Genomic DNA, 17863 nt, shown 5'->3' on the forward strand with positions numbered 1-17863 from the left:
CCGCGCCCCGTCGGACATCATCAGGGAAGCGAGGCGATAAGCGTCTCAGGAGCGACACGAGGCCCCGAGAAGAACGGTGTCTCCTCTCGGACATGCCGCCGTGCCTCGGTGGCACGCAGGTCGCGCATCAGGTCGACGATCCGGTCGAGTGCGGGCGCCTCGAACGCGAGGATCCACTCGTAGTCTCCGAGCGCGAACGCCGGGACCGTGTTGGCCCGCACTTCCGGGTACGGGCGAGCTTCCTTGCCGTGATCGGCGAGCATCTTGCGGCGCTCGGCGTCGGGAAGCAGGTACCAGTCGTAGGACCGCACGAACGGGTACACGCAGATGTAGTCGCCGGGTTCCTCGCCCGCGATGAATGCCGGGAGGTGGCTCTTGTTGAACTCCGCCGGCCGGTGCAACGCGGTGTTCGACCACACGGCGGTACTCGCGCGCCCGAGGATCGTGGTGCGGCGGAAGTCCGCGTAGAACTTCTGCAGATCCTCGATGTGCTCCGCGTGGGTCCAGATCATGAAGTCTGCGTCGGCGCGCATCCCTGCAATGTCGTAGATCCCCCGAACGATCACGTCGGTGCCCTCGAACGAGGCGAGGAACTTCTGGAGGTCCTCGATCGCCTCCGTCCGGTCGTCACCGAGAACGCCCGGCCTGACCTGGAACACCGACCACATCGCGTACCGAAGTGTGGAATTGAGCTTGTCGAAATCGAGACGTGCCATGCCACTCATCCTGCCATTCGTGCCGCAAGCCGTGCTGCGGCCTTTGTGCCTGATTCGACACACGCCGGGACACCCACTCCGTGCAGCATCGCGCCGGCCACGGCGAGACCTTCGATTCCCTCGATTTCCCGCTCGAACGCCGCCACGATCGCGGTGTGTCCGGACCGGTACTGGGGTAGACCGCCGTACCACCGCTGCACGAAGGCCGCCGCGGGTTCGTCGGCGACGCCGGTGACGGTCGCGAGATCGGCACGGGCAAGGGTGATCAGCTGTTCGTCGGGTGCATCGACGAGCCTGTCGTCGCCGAACCTGCCGAACGACGCGCGTACGAGAGCGACATCGCGCTCGGCGAGGTGCGGCCACTTCCGCCCGGAGAGGGTGAACGCCTTGGCCGACAGTTCCTCCCCGGTCGCGACGAGGATGCCCGAGTTCTGCGGCAGTGCCGCCTCCGACGGCAACGCGAGCGAGACGGTCACCGACGATGCGAGCGGAATCTCGGCGGCGTGCGCCGCAGCGGCCGGGATCGACCCGGCCAGCAGGGCCGCCGCCTCCGGTGCCGGTACCGCCAGTACCACGCCGTCGACCTCGCCGACCGGATCGAGTGACCAGCGATCGCTGATACGACGCAGTTTCGACACTGTGGTTCCGTAATGGATCTCGGCTCCTGCCGCCTGCTCGAGCGCATCGAGGAGCACTCCGTAGCCGCCGCGCAAGGTGCCGAACACCGGTTTGCCGGAGGGAACCGGCAGCGCACGCGCGACTGCCTCCGTCAGGCTGGCCGCACCCTCGTCGAGGGCCCGCGCGAGGGCCGGCACCGTGGCACGCACTCCCGCGGTGTCGGACAATCCGGAGTAGACGCCGCCGAGCAGCGGGTCGACGCTGCGGCGCACGACCTGCTCACCGAATCGCGACCCCACCAACTGCGCGACCGACATGTCACCGTCGCTGTCCCAGTCCAGAGGGATCTCGGGCTCCCTCGCAATGCGGGCGAGGGTGTCGTCGTCGACGAGTCCGTCGAGCTCCCGAGCACCTGCGGGGATCCCCATCAATGTTCCGGAAGGAAGGGGGTGCAGTGCCGCGCCCGCGTAGACGAGGGGGCGCGCCCCGGAAGGATGCACGAGTTGCTCGGTGAGCCCGAGTTCGTCGAGCAGCGCGGGCACCTCGGGTCGCCTGCCGATGAACGCCTCGGCACCGACGTCGACGGGACCACCGGCCAGCAGAACTGTACGTAGTTTGCCGCCGAGCCGATCCGACCGCTCGAGCAGCACGATCCGGGCGTCCTGGCCGAAGGTGGCCCGTAGCCGGTATGCCGCAACGAGCCCGGTGATGCCACCGCCGACAACGGCGACGACGGGCCCGCTCACAGCGAATGCACCAGCTCGACCACACCGGTGAGGATGCTCGGATCGGTATCGGGGAGCACACCGTGACCGAGGTTGAAGATGTGTCCGGTCGCACCGGCAGCGAGGGCACGGTCGGCCGAGGCGATCACGCGACGGACCTCGGCGTCGACGACGTCCCGGCCTGCGAACAGCAGCGCTGGGTCGAGGTTGCCCTGCAGGGCCTTGCCCGCGCCGACACGCTGCGCCGCGACATCGAGCGGCACCCGCCAGTCGACGCCCACGACATCCGCTCCGACCTCTCCCATCGCGCCGAGGAGTTCGCCCGTTCCGACACCGAAGTGGATTCGGGGAACGCCGAAGGATTCGATCTCGGCGAACACCCGCTGTGAATGCGGCATGACGAATTCTCGGTAGTCGCCGAGCGAGAGGGCACCCGCCCACGAATCGAAGAGCTGGACGGCGTCGACACCCGCTTCGAGCTGCGCGCGCAGGAAGACGATGGCGACGTCGGCGAGCCGGCCGAGCAGTGTGTGCCAGGTCTCCGGGTCCGCGTGCATGAGTGCCTTGGTGCGTTCGTGATTGCGGCTCGGTCCGCCTTCGACCAGGTACGACGCGAGTGTGAACGGCGCGCCGGCAAATCCGATCAGCGGTGTGTCGCCCAGTTCGCGGGTCAGCAGGGTCACAGCGCGCGCGACGGCACCGACCTCGTCCTGCTCGAGATGCGGCAGCGCGGCCACATCGGCAGCCGTGCGGATGGGGTTCGCGACCACGGGGCCGGTCCCGGCGACGATGTCGAGGTCGATGCCCGCCGCCTTGAGGGGCACGACGATATCGGAGAACAGGATCGCTGCATCGACCTTGTGGCGGCGCACAGGCTGCAGGGTGATCTCGCACACGAGCTCAGGGTCGAAGCAGGATTCGAGCATGCCGATACCCGCTCGGATCTCGCGGTATTCCGGCAGCGAGCGGCCCGCCTGACGCATGAACCACACCGGCCGGTGTGCCGGTTGCTCGCCGCGCGCCGCGGCGAGCAGCGGAGCGTGCGGGAGAGCCCGCCGTGTGGGGTACTGCGTGGCCGCAGTGGAGCCGACGTTCGTGTTCTCCAAGCCGGTCATCGATCCTCGTTCTTCCGAAAGGCACGGGTCGCTGCCCATGCTGCCACGCGTGTCCGGTTCGCTGGAATCGGCGCGCCTCCCGCGTGTGCTCGGTCACCGGCACTAACGTCCGCTTGCGTGACCACCTCGCCTGCCGAGCCGGCCCGTTTTCGCGCTGCTGTCGCCGCGATGAAGGCGGCCACCGTGCGCCCGGAGATCGAGGTCGAGCCGATCCGGCCACCGCAGCGACTCGCTCCGTTCAGCTATGCGCTCGGTGCCGAGGTGCTCCATCCCGACGAGACCGAGGTTCCGGAGGAGTCGGAAGGCGACGCATTCGGGCGGCTGATTCTGTTGTACGACCCCGACGGCGACGAGGCCTGGCACGGGACCACCCGGCTCGTCTCGTACATCCAGGCCGATGTCGACGCGTCATTGGCCTCCGACCCACTGCTACCCGAGGTGGCGTGGAGCTGGCTCGTCGATGCGCTCGAGGCCCATGAGCAACCTCTCACCGCGCTCGGGGGCACAGTGACCTCGACGAGTTCGGTGCGTTTCGGTGATATCGCGGGACCGGCGCGCGCACATCAGCTGGAATTGCGTGCGTCATGGACGCCGACCTCGGAGGTTCTCGCGCCTCACGTCGAGGCGTTCTGCGAGGTCCTCGCGTATGCGGCGGGGCTGCCACCGGTCGGGGTCGCCCGCTTGCAGCGATAGAGTCACCGCCATGTCGGCAGGAAACGATCACGACCCGATCCCCTCGGACGACGTCCCCGCTGCGGCCAGCGAGCCGTTGCTGGCCCCGCGCGACGGTGTCCCCGATGTCGTCACCACGGCGGCCGGCGCCGAGGAGGCCGCCGCACTGATCGCGCGCGGCCACGGTCCTCTCGCAGTCGACGCCGAACGTGCCTCGGGTTATCGGTATTCCGCCCGCGCGTATCTCATCCAACTCCGCCGTGACGGTGCGGGCACCGTCCTACTCGATCCGATCCCGACCGCCGCGGATCTCGGGTCTCTCGCTTCGGTGATCAACGAACTCGAGTGGGTTCTGCATTCCGCCGATCAGGATCTGCCGGGGCTGGAGGAACTCGGCCTGCGTCCGGCGGCGCTCTACGACACCGAACTTGCCGGGCGGCTCGCGGGGTTCCCACGGGTCGGGCTGGCCGCAATCGTCGCGCAGACACTCGGCCTCGAGCTGAAGAAGGGACACGGCGCCGCCGACTGGTCGAAACGCCCGCTGCCCGACTCGTGGCTCAACTATGCGGCGCTCGACGTCGAGATCCTCGTCGAGCTCCGCGCCGAGATGGCGGCCGAATTGGACAGGCAGGGCAAATCAGATTGGGCTGCACAGGAATTCGAGCACATCCGGCTCTCGGGCCCGCCGAAGCCGAAGCCCGAGCGGTGGCGTCGCACCTCAGGGATCCACGCGATGAAGAATGCCCGCAAGCTTGCGATCGTTCGTGAATTGTGGTCGACGCGAGACGAAATCGCCGCCCGTCGCGACATCGCCCCCGGACGGATCCTTCCGGATTCCGCGATCGTCGCAGCGGCACAGGCCGTTCCACGGACGATCGGAGACCTCCGCGAGCTGCCCGTCTTCGGCGGGCCGCGTCAACGCCGCTCCTCCCGGGCGTGGATCTCGGCAATCGAACGCGCCCGCGCACTGCCCGACTCAGAGCTTCCACCACTGACACAGCAGTTCGACGGACCCCCTCCCGCGGCGCGCTGGTCGCGCCACCATCCTGAGGCCGCGGCCCGCCTCACGGCCGCTCGTACCGAACTCTCCGCGTTGAGCGAGGAGGTCTCGGTCCCGGTCGAGAATCTCGTGAGCCCCGAACTCGTGCGGCGACTGTGTTGGGACTGGGATCTCCCCGCAACCGCCGATACGGTCGAGTACATCGACTCCAGGTTCACCGCAGGCGATGCACGTCCGTGGCAGCGTGAGCTCACGGTCCCCCGACTCGCGAAGGCGCTCACGGACGAGCAGTAGACACTTCCACCCACATAAGTTACTGACCGGTAATGAGGATGTAAGGTGGTGCCGAGTCCGGTCGCCGCTCGGTGCCCGGTCCGATCGCCTCGCCGCGGAACGTGTCGGCGAGGACACCGCTCCACCGGGAGGAAAACGCGTGGCTTCCACCACCTCGAACCAACGCAACGTCGTCTTCGTCGACGGCATACGTACCCCGTTCGGCAAGGCGGGCCCGAAAGGCATCTACGCCGACACTCGCGCCGACGATCTCGTCGTCAAGGCCATCCGGGAACTGATGCGCCGCAACCCCCAACTCGACCCCGCCCACATCGACGAGGTCGCTGTCGCGGCGACCACGCAAACCGGCGACCAGGGACTGACGATCGGACGCACCTCCGCGATCCTCGCCGGGCTTCCCGAAACCGTGCCGGGCTTCGCCATCGACCGCATGTGCGCCGGCGCGATGACCGCCGTGACCACCACCGCATCGGGAATCGGCTTCGGCCAGTACGACGTCGTCATCGCCGGCGGCGTCGAGCACATGGGCCGCCACCCCATGGGTGAGGGCGCCGACCCCAACCCCCGCTTCCTCGCCGACAAACTCGTCGACCCGAGCGCGCTCGTCATGGGCAACACCGCCGAGAACCTGCACGATCGGTTCCCCAGCATCACCAAGGCCCGCACCGACGCCTACGCGGTGAACAGCCAGAACAAGTACGACGCCGCCAAGAAAGCCGGCTGGATCGCCGACACCCTCGTGCCCGTCGCGACCCGCTCGAGCGCGGGCTGGGGCCTGGCCACCGAGGACGAGCCGCCCCGCCCCGGGACCACGATCGAGGATCTCGCGAAGCTCAAGACCCCGTTCCGGCCCGCCGGTCGGATCACCGCGGGTAACGCCGCCGGTCTCAACGACGGCGCCACCGCCGCGATCCTCGCCGGAGAGGACACCGCGCGCGAACTCGGCCTGCCGATCGGCATGCGCATGGTCGGCTTCGCGTTCCAGGGTGTCGACCCCGCCGTCATGGGCATCGGCCCCGTTCCTGCGACCGAGAAGGTTCTGGCCCGCACCGGCCTGAGCATCGACGACATCGGCCTGTTCGAGATCAACGAGGCGTTCGCCGTGCAGGTGCTCGCCTTCCTCGAGCACTACGGCATCGCCGACGACGACCCCCGCGTCAACCAGTGGGGCGGCGCGATCGCGTGCGGCCACCCGCTCGCATCGTCGGGTGTACGCCTGATGACCCAACTCTCCCACCAGTTCGCGCAGCATCCCGAGGTGCGCTACGGACTGACCACCATGTGCATCGGTCTCGGCATGGGCGGCACCGTGATCTGGGAGAACCCGAACTTCGAGGGAGACAAATAGTCATGACCGATCTTTCGTCCCTGTTCGCCGACGAGGTCGTGACGAACGCCTACACCAGATTCGTGTCCGTTCCCGGCCTCGACGGGCAGATCGCCCTGGTCACCCTCGACAACGGGTTCGACCACACCAAGCCGAACTCGTTCGGCCCCGCCGGCCTGACCGCGTTCGGCGCTGCCCTCGACGAGGCGTTCGCCGCGAACCCCGCCGCCGTCGCCATCACCGGCAAGCCGTTCATCTTCGCTGCCGGCGCCGACCTCAAGGGTGTTCCCGCAGTCACCGAGCACGCGCAGGGCGTCGAGCTCGGCACGCTCGGCCACGACGTGTTCAGGAAGCTACGCGAGTCGTCGATCCCGACGTTCGCGTTCGTCAACGGTCTGGCGCTCGGCGGCGGACTCGAAGTGGGTCTGCACGCGCACTACCGCACCGTCGCGGACAATGTTCCGGCCCTGGGCCTGCCCGAGACCATGCTGGGCCTCGTCCCCGGATGGGGCGGCACCCAGTTGCTGCCGAACATCATCGGTCCGGAGCACGCGGTCACGCTCATCCTCGAGAACCCGCTCAACAACGGGCGCACCATCCGCGCAGCGCAGGCGAAGAAGCTCGGCTACGCCGACGAGGTCTTCGGCTCGGCGGACTTCCTCGAGCAGTCACTCGCCTGGGCCACGAAGGTCATCAACGGCGAGATCACGCCGGCACGCCCCGAGATCGACCGCGGCGCCGGCTGGGATGCGGCGATCGCCCGGGCGAAGGCCCTCGTCGACGGCAAGACCCGCGGTTTCGCTCCCGCTGCCCTGCGCGCGATCGAGCTGCTCGAACTCGCCCGCGGCACGGACATCTCGGACTCCGCGTCGCTCGACAAGGGTTTCGCTGCCGAGGACGAAGCACTCGCGGACCTGCTGCTGACCGATGAGCTGCGCGCGGGCCTGTACTCGTTCGATCTCGTCAACAAGCGCGCCAAGCGTCCGGCCGGTGCTCCGGACAAGTCGCTCGCCCGGAAGATCACCGGTGTGGGCATCGTCGGTGCCGGACTGATGGCCAGTCAGCTCGCGTTGCTGTTCGTGCGGCAGTTGAAGGTGCCGGTGATCCTCACCGACATCGATCAGGAGCGCATCGACAAGGGCGTGGGCTATGTGCACACCGAGATCGACACGCTGCAGGGCAAAGGCCGTCTGTCCCCGGACGCGGCGAATCGTCTCAAGGCTCTCGTGTCCGGCTCTCTCGACAAGGCGGCCTTCTCGACGACGGACTTCGTCATCGAAGCCGTCTTCGAGAACATGGACGTCAAGAAGAACGTGTTCGCCGAACTCGAGCAGCACGTCTCGCCCGAGACGATTCTCGCGACCAACACCTCGTCGCTGTCGATCACGGAGATGGCCGCGGATCTGCAGCACCCGGAGCGGGTCGTGGGCTTCCACTTCTTCAACCCGGTCGCGGTCCTGCCGCTGCTCGAGGTGATCAAGGGCGTCGAGACCGACGATGCGACCCTCGCAACGGCGTTCGCCACTGCGAAGTCGTTGAAGAAGTCTGCGGTGTTGTGCGGCGACAAGCCCGGTTTCGTGTTCAACCGTCTCGTCACCCGCACGCTCGGTGAGGTCATGACCGCGGTGGACGAGGGCACCCCGTTCGAGGTGGCGGACAATGCCGTCGGTGCGTTGGGCATGCCGATGTCGCCGTTCACGCTGCTCGCACTCGTCGGCCCTGCCATCGCGCTGCACACCGGTGAGACGCTCCAGGCCGCGTACCCGGATCGCTTCGTCTCCTCCCCCGGACTCGAAGCGCTCGTCGCGGCGAATAAGCCCGGTGTGTGGTCCTACGAGGGCGGCAAGCAGGTCGTCGATCCCGAGGTCTCTGCATTGTGGCCGCAGGGAGACACTCCGTCGACCGCCGACGAGGTACTCGACCGCACTCGCCGTGCGTTCGCCGAGGAGATCCGCATCATGCTCGACGAGGGTGTGGTCGCGGCTGCCGAGGACATCGATCTGTGCCTGATCCTCGGTGGCGGGTTCGCGTTCTGGAACGGCGGGATCACCCCGTACCTCGATCGCACCGGTGCGTCCGACGCGGTCAACGGACAGCGTTTCCTGGCACCGGGAGTCGCCAGCGTGTCGTGACGTTTCCGATCCACGAGAACGAGGGCGTGTCACCTGTCGGTGGCACGCCCTCGTTCTTCGATCCGCCCTCGTGGAGGGTGCCGACGGCGTAGCGTGAATTCGGTTTGTCCGTGACGACGATTCGGGAATTTCGAGTTGTCGCAGCGCAGTACAGCTGCTTCGCGTATCGGTACCTCATAGAGAGCAGGTGGACATGACTCAGCCCTCGGGCGGGCACGCCGCCAAGGTCATCGCGGTCACTGTTGCCGCCGCGGTCGGCGGATTCCTCTTCGGTTTCGACAGCTCGGTCATCAACGGAGCCGTCGATTCCATCCAAGGACATTTCGAGCTCGGGTCGTTCTTCACAGGATTCGCCGTCGCCATCGCGCTGCTCGGATGTGCCGCGGGTGCCTGGTTCGCCGGCCAGCTCGCCGATCGTTGGGGCCGCAAGAAGGTCATGTTGCTCGGCTCGGCACTGTTCACGATCTCGTCGATCGGTTCGGGGCTCGCGTTCAGCGTGCCGGACCTGATGTTGTGGCGTGTCCTCGGCGGCCTCGGCATCGGCATCGCGTCCGTCATCGCACCGACCTACATCTCGGAGATCGCACCGGCGCGTTACCGAGGCAGCCTGGCGTCGCTACAACAGCTCGCCATCACACTGGGTATCTTCGCCGCACTGCTGTCCGACGCGATCCTGCAGAATGCCGCGGGCGGCGCCTCGAACGAACTGTGGTGGAACCTGGAGGCGTGGCGGTGGATGTTCCTCGTGGGCGTGGTCCCCGCCCTCGTCTACGGTGTACTGGCGCTGATGATCCCGGAGTCCCCGCGCTTCCTGGTCGGCAAAGACCTCGACGAGGAAGCCGCCCGGGTTCTCGCCGACGTCACCGGAGATCTCCACCCGGACGAACGTGTCGCCGAGATCCGGCTGACGCTGCGCCGCGAGACGGCGCGGTCGTGGGACGACATCCGCGGCCCGGTCTTCGGATTGCAGTCCCTGGTGTGGGTCGGCATCACGATGGCGATCTTCCAGCAGTTCGTCGGTATCAACGCGATCTTCTACTACTCGACGACGCTGTGGAAGTCGGTGGGGTTCAGTGAGAACCAGTCGTTCACGACGTCCGTGATCACCGCGGTCATCAACGTCGTCATGACGTTCGTGGCGATTCTGTTCGTCGACAAGATCGGGCGGCGACCTCTGCTCATGGTGGGGTCGATCGGCATGTTCGTCAGCCTTCTTCTCGCCGCCGTCGCGTTCTCGCAGGCGACCGGGAGCGGCGACGACCTACAGCTCCCGGCTCCGTGGGGCACGGTGGCACTCATCGGCGCGAACGCGTTCGTGGTCTTCTTCGCCGCCACCTGGGGTCCGATCATGTGGGTGATGCTCGGCGAGATGTTCCCGAACCGGATGCGAGCGCTGGCACTCGGTCTGAGTACCGCCGCCAACTGGATCGCGAACTTCACCGTCACCCTGGCCTTCCCGCCTCTCACGGAGTCGGTCGGGTTGTGGTTCCTCTACGGTCTGTTCGCGTTCTTCGCGCTGCTGTCGTTCTTCTTCGTCAAGTCGAAGATCCCGGAGACCAAAGGCATGGAACTCGAGGACATGCACACCTGACACCGCAGTACGCGATCCGCCGGCTCAGCGTTGCGCGATCGTCTCCGAGGCATCACTGCCGTCGAGGCCCACCACCCAGCCCGTGACCTGACGCGCAACATCCTGCGCGGTCAGGCCGAGCTGCTGGTGGATCTCGCCGCGTGAGGCATGGTCGAGGAACTGCTGGGGCACCGCGAGGTCACGGGCAGGCACATCGATGTCGTTGTTGCGCAAGGCCGAGGACACCGCCGATCCCACTCCACCGTGCACTCCACCGTCTTCGACGGTGACGACGAGCCGGAATCCGACCGCGAGGTCGATCATCGCGTCGGGTACCGGGAGCACCCACCGCGGGTCGACCACGGCAGCAGTGATGCCCTGCTTGGCCAGGCGGTCGGCCGCGTCGAGCGCCAGGGATGCGAATGCTCCGACCGCGACGAGCAGGACGTCGCCCCTCCGCGTCTCCGGCATCCGCAGCACATCGACCGTGCCGTCGAGGCGTTCGATCGCCGGGAGGTCGTCTCCGACAGCGCCCTTCGGGAAGCGGAGGACGGTCGGTCCGTCGTCGACAGCGAGGGCTTCACCGAGCTCTTCGCGGAGGGTGGCGCCGTCGCGCGGCGCTGCCACGCGGATGCCGGGCACGATGCCGAGAAGCGACATGTCCCACATGCCGTTGTGGCTCGCGCCGTCCGTGCCCGTGATCCCGGCTCGATCGAGAACGAGCGTTACGGGTTGCTTCAGCAGTGCCACGTCCATGAGCAGCTGATCGAACGCCCGATTGAGGAACGTCGAATACACAGCGACGACGGGGTGCATACCACCGAGGGCCAGACCTGCCGCGGAGGTCACCGCGTGTTGCTCGGCGATCCCCACGTCGAAGGTCCGGTCGGGGAATCGGTCACCGAACTTCGCAAGCCCGGTCGGACCGGCCATCGCGGCGGTGATCGCGACGATGTCTTCGCGGGATTCGGCACGCGCGATGAGTTCCTCCGCGAACACGGACGTCCAGTCCGGTTTCGACGACGAGGTGGCGCGTCCTGTGCGCGGGTCCATCACTCCGGTAGCGTGCATCTGGTCGGCCTCATGATTCTCGGCCGGCGCGTACCCCGCGCCCTTCCTGGTGACCGCGTGCACGATCACAGGTCCGCCGTACGCCTTCGCGCGGCGCAGAGCAGCTTCGAGGGCCGGTTCGTCGTGGCCGTCGACCGGCCCGAGGTACTTGATCCCGAGATCAGTGAACAGCACCTGCGGGCTCACCGCATCCTTGATCCCGCTTTTCATCCCGTGCAGCACGGAGTAGGCCGCGGCGCCGAGCCACGGGATCTTCTTGACCATGCGGCGACCGTTGTCGAGCGCACGCTCGTAGCCGGGCCGTAGACGCAGCGCCGCCAAGTGCTCGGCGAGACCACCGATCGTCGGCGCGTACGAACGGCCGTTGTCGTTGACCACCATCACCAGCGAGCGCGTGCTGCCGGCGGCGATGTTGTTGAGCGCTTCCCAGCACATTCCGCCGGTGAGGGCTCCGTCTCCGACCACTGCGACGACCGTGCGGTCCTGACCACCGAGTTCGTATGCCTTGGCGAGACCATCGGCGTAGGACAGCGCGGCGGACGCGTGCGACGACTCGATCCAGTCGTGCTCGCTTTCGGCCCGGCACGGGTACCCGGACAGGCCACCGCGCTGCCGCAGCGTGTCGAAGTCGTCCTTGCGACCAGTGAGAATCTTGTGGACGTAGGCCTGATGACCGGTGTCGAACAGGATCGGGTCGTGCGGCGAGTCGAACACGCGATGGAGTGCGAGCGTCAGCTCGACGACACCGAGGTTGGGGCCGAGGTGTCCCCCGGTTGCCGCCACCTTCTCGACGAGGAAGCCTCGGATCTCACCTGCGAGTTGCGTGACCTCACTCGGCGAGAGACGACGCACATCGTCGGGTGACTGGATGCGGGACAGGACACCCAACTGATCTAGCTCCCTCCGGATCGTGATTCCCGCGGCGGTGCGCGAGCAGTTACTGCATTCTACGGAGCGGCGGCACGGTTCTGACCGTCACATCACTCACATCCACGAGACGCACAGGTCGGGCGACACATGTGCGCCTCGCCGATGCCTCCTCACACTTCGGCGGCCGGGGCACGACGTTCGGTCGCGGGCTCCTCGTCGACGAGGTCGATCGTGGTGCGCAGCTCACGGTTCGGGATGAGCACCACTGCCACCAGAGTAATCAGTGCGAACCCGGCGGCTACGAGGAAGAGCGTACCTGTGGCGTCTCCGTAGGCCGTATGCACGACCTCCGCGACCGGTGCGGGGAGCGCGTCGAGATCCAGATTGGCACTGCCCCCACCCGACGCCGAGGCGTCGATTCCGAGCTTCGCGAATCCGTCGGCGGAGAGAGTGGAGACACGGGCCGCCAGGATCGAACCCAGGATCGACACACCGATGGCGCCGCCGAACGTGCGGAAGAACGCGACCGAGCTGCTCGCTGCGCCGATGTTCTTCACGCTCACGGTGTTCTGCACTGCAAGCACCAGGTTCTGCATCAGCATGCCGGTGCCGAGGCCCACGATCGCGATGTAGATGCCGATGACGACGAGTGAGGTGGTGTGATCGATGGTGCCGAGGAGCGCGAACCCGACGAACTGGAGCACAGCCCCACCGACGATGAACGGCTTCCACTGACCGAACCGGGTGATCAGCTGTCCCGACAGGGTCGACGACACCAGCGTGCCCGCGACCATCGGGATTGTGAGCAGACCCGCAGCGGTCGGGCTGAAGCTGCGAGCCGTCTGGAAGTACTGGGTGAGGAACGTGGTGGCACCGAACAGGCCGACTCCGACGGCGATCGATGCGATGATCGCCAGCGCGGTCGTACGTTCGGTGACGATCTTCAGCGGGATGATCGGATCTGCAACCTTCGACTCCACGAACACGGTGGCGGCGAGCAACGCCAAGCCTGCGACGACGTAGGCGCCGGACTCGAGGGAGAACCACTCGTAGTAGCCCTCCTTGCCTGCGAACGACACCCAGATGAGCAGGACACTCACACCGGCGGTGATCAAGGTCGCACCGAACCAGTCGATCTTCACATTCGTCTTGCGCTCCGTCGCGATCTTCAGGGTGCGCTGCAGGAGCACCAGCGCGATGACCGCGAGTGGGACGCACACGTAGAAGCACCAGCGCCACCCGAGCGGGCTGTCGACGATCACGCCACCGAGCACCGGTCCCCCCGACATGGCGACAGCCATCACTGCACCCATGTAACCGGAGTAGCGACCGCGTTCACGCGGCGGGATGATGCTGCCGATGATCGCCACGACCAGCGCGGTCAGACCGCCCATTCCGATGCCCTGGATGACTCGGGCACCGAGGAGCACGGTGACGTCCTGTGCTAGGCCGGCCAGCACCGAACCGCCGACGAAGATCAGGATCGACAGCTGGACGAGGAGCTTCTTGTTGAACAGGTCGGACAGCTTGCCCCAGATCGGGGTGGACGCAGCGTTCGCGAGCAACGCCGTGGTGATCACCCAGGCGTACTGGGTCTGGGTTCCCTGCAGGTCGGCGATGATCGTCGGCAGGGCGGTCGAGACGATCGTGCTGCTGAGCAGCGCGGTGAACAATGCGGCGAGAAGGCCTGCGAGGACCGTGAGGATCTCGCGATGGGTCAACAGCGACTCGGCATCCTGACCGGGACCGGGCGGCGTCGAAGCTCCGTCCGTGACGGCGGTAGTACTCATGAACATGTCCTTTGGAGATCGGTCGTGGTGGCCGCGTCTGCGGCGGCGATGGGACTCAGGGCTGCGTCGAGCCTGGCGACGACATCGAGAGCGTCGGCAACCTGCGCCTCGCTCCAGTCGTCGAGTTGAGCAGCCAGCCGCTCGGTACGTCGAGCGCGAATGGCTGCGAGCATGTCGAGCCCTTCCGGCGAACAGGTCACGAGGTGTGCCCGTTTGTCGTCGGGATCGGGATCCCGACGTATGAACCCACGGTCGACGAGCTCACCGATGTGCCGACTGAGAGATGACTGACCGAGGTGCATTTCGGCAGCCAGCACGCTCGGTCGACACTGCCCCGTGCGGGCCAGAAGGAAGAGCACGCCTGCGAGCGCATTGGGGAGCAGATCCGGCTCGCTCCGCGTCAGCGCGGCACGCAGGGTTCGGCCGAACAGGAAAATCGAGTCGGCGAGCGCGTGCACCGTGTCGGGTTGAACAGCAGTCAACGCGGACCTCCGAAAATTACGAAATCAATTGCTTGCGGCATGCAACTATACAGTTAGTTGCATGCCGCAAGCAATTACTTCGCGAATCGGACACCCTGCATTGCCGCCCAGGGAGGACGTCAGCGCGTGAACAGCGCGAGGCACTCCACGTGGTGCGTCGACGGGAATGCAGCGAACGCGCGCAGGTCCGCCAGCTCGAATCCTTGTGCGCGATAGAGACCCACATCACGCCCGAACGACGCCGGGTCGCAACCGACATGGATGACTCGCAGAGGCGCCGCGTCGGCGATCGCAGCGACGACCTCCTTGCCTGCACCTGCGCGCGGCGGATCGAGGATCACCACGTCGGGGGCGGCAAGTGTCCCGATGACACGCTCGACCCGACCGTGCCGGAACGACACCTGCGACAGGTCCGCGAGCGCCTCCGCACCGTCGTCCACCGCCCGACGGGACGTCTCCACCGACTCGACGCGCCCTGATAGGCCGACCTGGTCGGCCACTGCCGCCGCGAACACGCCGACCCCGCCGTAGAGATCCCACACAGTGCTGCCTGCCGTCGCGTCGGCCCACTCGCTCACGACGGTCGAGTACGTCTGCGCGGAACCTCGGTGGGCCTGCCAGAATCCCGTGGCAGCCAACCGCCACTCCCGCGACCCGACCCGCTCGACCGGGCGACCGGAACCCTCGACCACCTTCTCCGCGCGGGGTGCATTCACCGCGGCGCGCCGCGCGGATGCGCCGCGGCGGCCCGGGCTGCGCCGACCGGTACGTGACACCACCGGTGGTGCGATCTCCACCACGTGCCGTTGCCCGTCCGCGTCGAGGACGACCTGCAGGTCGGCACCCGGCTGCCACACGTGTTCGACCAGGTCGGTATACGCGCGCTGATCGATCTGGGTGCAACCGAGGTCGGGTACCACCTCGTTGCTGTGGTAGCGCCGGTATCCCGGCGTTCCCGCCGCATCGACCGCCAATCGCACCCGCGTTCGCCACCGGGTGCCGTCCTCCGCGCCCCCGGGTACCTCCTCGACGAGGACGTCACGCTTCACACCGCCCAGGCGACGCAATTGTTCGGCGACCACGGCCGCCGCGATATGCCGCTGAGCCGATGGCGTGGCATGCGACATGTCACAGCATCCTGCACCGCCGGGGCCGGCGACGGGACACACGCGGTCGACTCGATCATCCGACGCTTCCAAGATCTCCACCGCGTCGGCGAAACAGAAAGAGCCTCCGCGATCCTCGGTGACGACCGCGAAGACCCGCTCCCCCGGCAGGCCGTGTCGCACGAACACCACACGCCCCTCTCGGCGGGCGACGCAGAAGCCGCCGTGTGCGGGATTGCCGAGCGTCACCTCGATCCGTTGCCCGGACCAGTCGGTTCCTGCACGCTTCTGCTCCTGGCGGCTCACTGATCTTCCTCCTGTTTCGCGGGTCTGTGACCCGCTTCGTTCTCCAACCCGCGGCGGATCGCCCCGGGCACAGTGTCGATCCGGTCCTTGGGGACCCTCGCAGACGAGCGCAACTGCCACGGCACACTCGTGACCATCACTCCCGGCTGGAAGAGCAGACGGCTCTTCAATCTCAGGGCGCTCTGGTTGTGAAGGATCTGCTCCCACCAGTGCCCGACCACGTACTCCGGAATGAACACGGTGACGACGTCACGCGGAGAATCTCGCCGGACGCGCCGCACGTAGTCCAGCACCGGCCGGGTGATCTCGCGATACGGCGACTCGACGACCTTCAACGGTACCGTGATGTCGCTGGCGTCCCAGTCGCGGACCAGTTGACGGGTATTCGCGTCGTCGACGTTGACCGTGATCGCCTCGAGCGTGTCGGGACGCGTCGCCCGGGCGAAGGCCAAGGCCCGACGGGTCGGCATGTGCAGCGTCGACACGAGGACGATCGAGTGCGTGCGGCTGGGCAGGACTCCGTCCCATTCTGCCGCCTCGAGTTCGGCGGCCACGCTGTCGTAATGACGCCGGATCGCTTTCATCAGCACGAAGATCACCAGGATCATGAGAACGGCAATCCACGCCCCACCGGAGAATTTGGTGGCCAGCACGATGATCAACACCGCTGTGGTGGCAATCAACCCGAGACCGTTGATCACGCGCCCGCGCATCATCCGTCCCCGCACTGCGGGGTCGGTTTCGACCGCCAGGTGCCGCGTCCAGTGCCGCACCATGCCCGCCTGGCCGAGCGTGAACGCGACGAACACCCCCACGATGTACAGCTGAATCAGCTGGGTGACCCGAGCATCGAACACCCACACGAACACGACCGCCACGCCCGACAGGAACAGGATCCCGTTACTGAACGCCAGCTTGTCGCCACGAGTGTGCAACTGCCGCGGAAGATACCGATTCTGCGCGAGCACCGACGCGAGCGCCGGGAACCCACTGAATGCGGTGTTCGCGGCAAGCAGCAGGATCAACGCGGTGGCCACGGTGACGAGGAAGAAGCCGACGGGAAACCCTGCGAACACCGTATGCGCGAGTTGCGCAACGAGTGTCTTCTGTTCGTAGCCCTCGGGTGCACCCTTCAATTGGGTGGCGGGATGCTCTGCCACCACGACACCGATCCGACCTGCAAGGAACACGACTCCGAGGAAGAGCGGCACCGCCACCGCGCCCAGCAACAGCAGCGTGGTCGCAGCGTTGCGGGCCTTCGGCTTACGGAACGCGGGAACGCCCGTGCTGATCGCTTCCACACCTGTGAGGGCCGCGCACCCGGACGAGAACGCACGCGCGATCAGGAACACGAAGGCGATCGCGGTCAGATCGGTTTGCTCCGCCACGAGTTCGAAGTCGGCGGACTCCGCGCGCAGATCCTCCCCGAGCACGAATATCTGTACGAACCCCCAGACGATCATGATGGCCATGGCCGCCATGAACGCGTAGGTGGGGATCGCGAACGCAGTTCCCGCCTCCCTCATTCCGCGCAGGTTCATGGCGGTGAGGAGACCGATCGCCAGGATCGCGAACAGCACCTTGTGCTGTGCGACGAACGGCACAGCCGAGCCGATGTTGGCCGCGGCCGACGAAATCGACACCGCGAGGATGAGCACGTAGTCCACGAGCAATGCACTGCCGACCGTGAGCCCCGCGATGGGCCCGAGATTCTTCGTCGCGACCTCGTAGTCACCACCACCGGAGGGGTAGGCGCGCACATTCTGGCGGTAACTCGCCACCACGATGACCAGCACGACGGCAACCGCGATACCGACCCACGGCGTGAAGGCGTACGCCGACAGGCCTGCGACCGACAGGACCAGGAAGATCTCCTCCGGCGCGTACGCGATCGACGAGAGTGCATCGGAGGCGAACACCGGCAGCGCGATGCGCTTGGGGAGCAGCGTGTGCCCGAGGGTGTCACTTCGAAACGGCCGACCCAGCAGAAGCCGCTTCGTGGCGGTGGAAAGCTTGGACACGGGCCCAGCCTAAGCCGTACCCGGCCCGTCACGACCCCATGTCCGGGT

General features: G+C 66.9%; 13 protein-coding genes. 5 read left to right on the forward strand and 8 right to left on the reverse strand.

Features of this window, described 5'->3' with window-relative positions:
* Nucleotides 1–20: 20 nt before the first annotated feature.
* From hemQ to hemE, 3 genes are read right to left on the reverse strand one after another with little or no spacing between them, the layout of a single operon-like run.
* A complete protein-coding gene (gene hemQ, locus EV641_RS01145) occupies nt 21–716 on the reverse strand; it encodes a hydrogen peroxide-dependent heme synthase (protein WP_132470226.1) in 696 nt (231 codons plus the stop codon).
* A gap of 5 nt (nt 717–721) precedes the next feature.
* Nucleotides 722–2080 (reverse strand): protoporphyrinogen oxidase, encoded by a 1359-nt coding sequence (locus EV641_RS01150; protein ID WP_132470228.1) that lies wholly within the window; start codon nt 2078–2080, stop codon nt 722–724.
* Nucleotides 2077–3174 (reverse strand): uroporphyrinogen decarboxylase, encoded by a 1098-nt coding sequence (gene hemE / locus EV641_RS01155; protein ID WP_132470232.1) that lies wholly within the window; start codon nt 3172–3174, stop codon nt 2077–2079. Before hemE ends, EV641_RS01150 begins: the two co-directional genes overlap by 4 nt.
* Nucleotides 3175–3291: 117 nt before the next feature.
* Here hemE and EV641_RS01160 point away from each other — a divergent pair, with 117 nt between their 5' ends.
* The 5 genes from EV641_RS01160 to EV641_RS01180 all read left to right on the forward strand — a co-directional run bounded on the left by EV641_RS01160 (nt 3292) and on the right by EV641_RS01180 (nt 10190).
* A complete protein-coding gene (locus EV641_RS01160; protein WP_132470235.1) occupies nt 3292–3867 on the forward strand; it encodes a DUF3000 domain-containing protein in 576 nt (191 codons plus the stop codon).
* 10 nt (nt 3868–3877) lie between these two features.
* Complete coding sequence (locus EV641_RS01165) at nt 3878–5140, forward strand: ribonuclease D (protein WP_132470238.1); 1263 nt, start codon at nt 3878–3880, stop codon at nt 5138–5140.
* Nucleotides 5141–5279: 139 nt separating this feature from the next.
* Nucleotides 5280–6488, forward strand: a complete 1209-nt coding sequence (locus EV641_RS01170) for a thiolase family protein (RefSeq protein ID WP_132470240.1) — start codon at nt 5280–5282, stop codon at nt 6486–6488.
* Nucleotides 6489–6490: 2 nt separating this feature from the next.
* Nucleotides 6491–8599, forward strand: coding sequence for a 3-hydroxyacyl-CoA dehydrogenase NAD-binding domain-containing protein (locus EV641_RS01175; RefSeq protein ID WP_132470242.1), 2109 nt, complete (start codon nt 6491–6493; stop codon nt 8597–8599).
* A 187-nt stretch (nt 8600–8786) separates the two neighbouring features.
* Nucleotides 8787–10190: a sugar porter family MFS transporter gene (locus tag EV641_RS01180; protein ID WP_277874471.1), complete on the forward strand. Its 1404-nt coding sequence runs from the start codon at nt 8787–8789 to the stop codon at nt 10188–10190.
* Between the two features lie 24 nt (nt 10191–10214).
* Here EV641_RS01180 and dxs read toward each other — a convergent pair whose 3' ends face one another.
* The 5 genes from dxs to EV641_RS01205 all read right to left on the reverse strand — a co-directional run bounded on the left by dxs (nt 10215) and on the right by EV641_RS01205 (nt 17815).
* Nucleotides 10215–12128 carry a 1-deoxy-D-xylulose-5-phosphate synthase gene (gene dxs, locus EV641_RS01185; RefSeq protein ID WP_132470245.1) on the reverse strand — a complete coding sequence of 638 codons (1914 nt, stop codon included), beginning with the start codon at nt 12126–12128 and terminating at the stop codon, nt 10215–10217.
* 152 nt (nt 12129–12280) lie between these two features.
* Nucleotides 12281–13900 carry an MDR family MFS transporter gene (locus tag EV641_RS01190; RefSeq protein ID WP_132470248.1) on the reverse strand — a complete coding sequence of 540 codons (1620 nt, stop codon included), beginning with the start codon at nt 13898–13900 and terminating at the stop codon, nt 12281–12283.
* Nucleotides 13897–14382 carry a MarR family transcriptional regulator gene (locus tag EV641_RS01195; protein ID WP_132470251.1) on the reverse strand — a complete coding sequence of 162 codons (486 nt, stop codon included), beginning with the start codon at nt 14380–14382 and terminating at the stop codon, nt 13897–13899. The genes EV641_RS01190 and EV641_RS01195 overlap by 4 nt, the downstream gene beginning before the upstream one ends.
* 119 nt (nt 14383–14501) lie before the next feature.
* Nucleotides 14502–15794 (reverse strand): TRAM domain-containing protein, encoded by a 1293-nt coding sequence (locus EV641_RS01200; RefSeq protein ID WP_132470254.1) that lies wholly within the window; start codon nt 15792–15794, stop codon nt 14502–14504.
* Nucleotides 15791–17815: an APC family permease gene (locus EV641_RS01205; RefSeq protein WP_132470256.1), complete on the reverse strand. Its 2025-nt coding sequence runs from the start codon at nt 17813–17815 to the stop codon at nt 15791–15793. The genes EV641_RS01200 and EV641_RS01205 overlap by 4 nt, the downstream gene beginning before the upstream one ends.
* Nucleotides 17816–17863: the final 48 nt, after the last annotated feature.

The organism is Rhodococcus sp. SMB37 (assembly GCF_004345605.1).
Taxonomy (GTDB): Bacteria; Actinomycetota; Actinomycetes; order Mycobacteriales; family Mycobacteriaceae; genus Rhodococcus.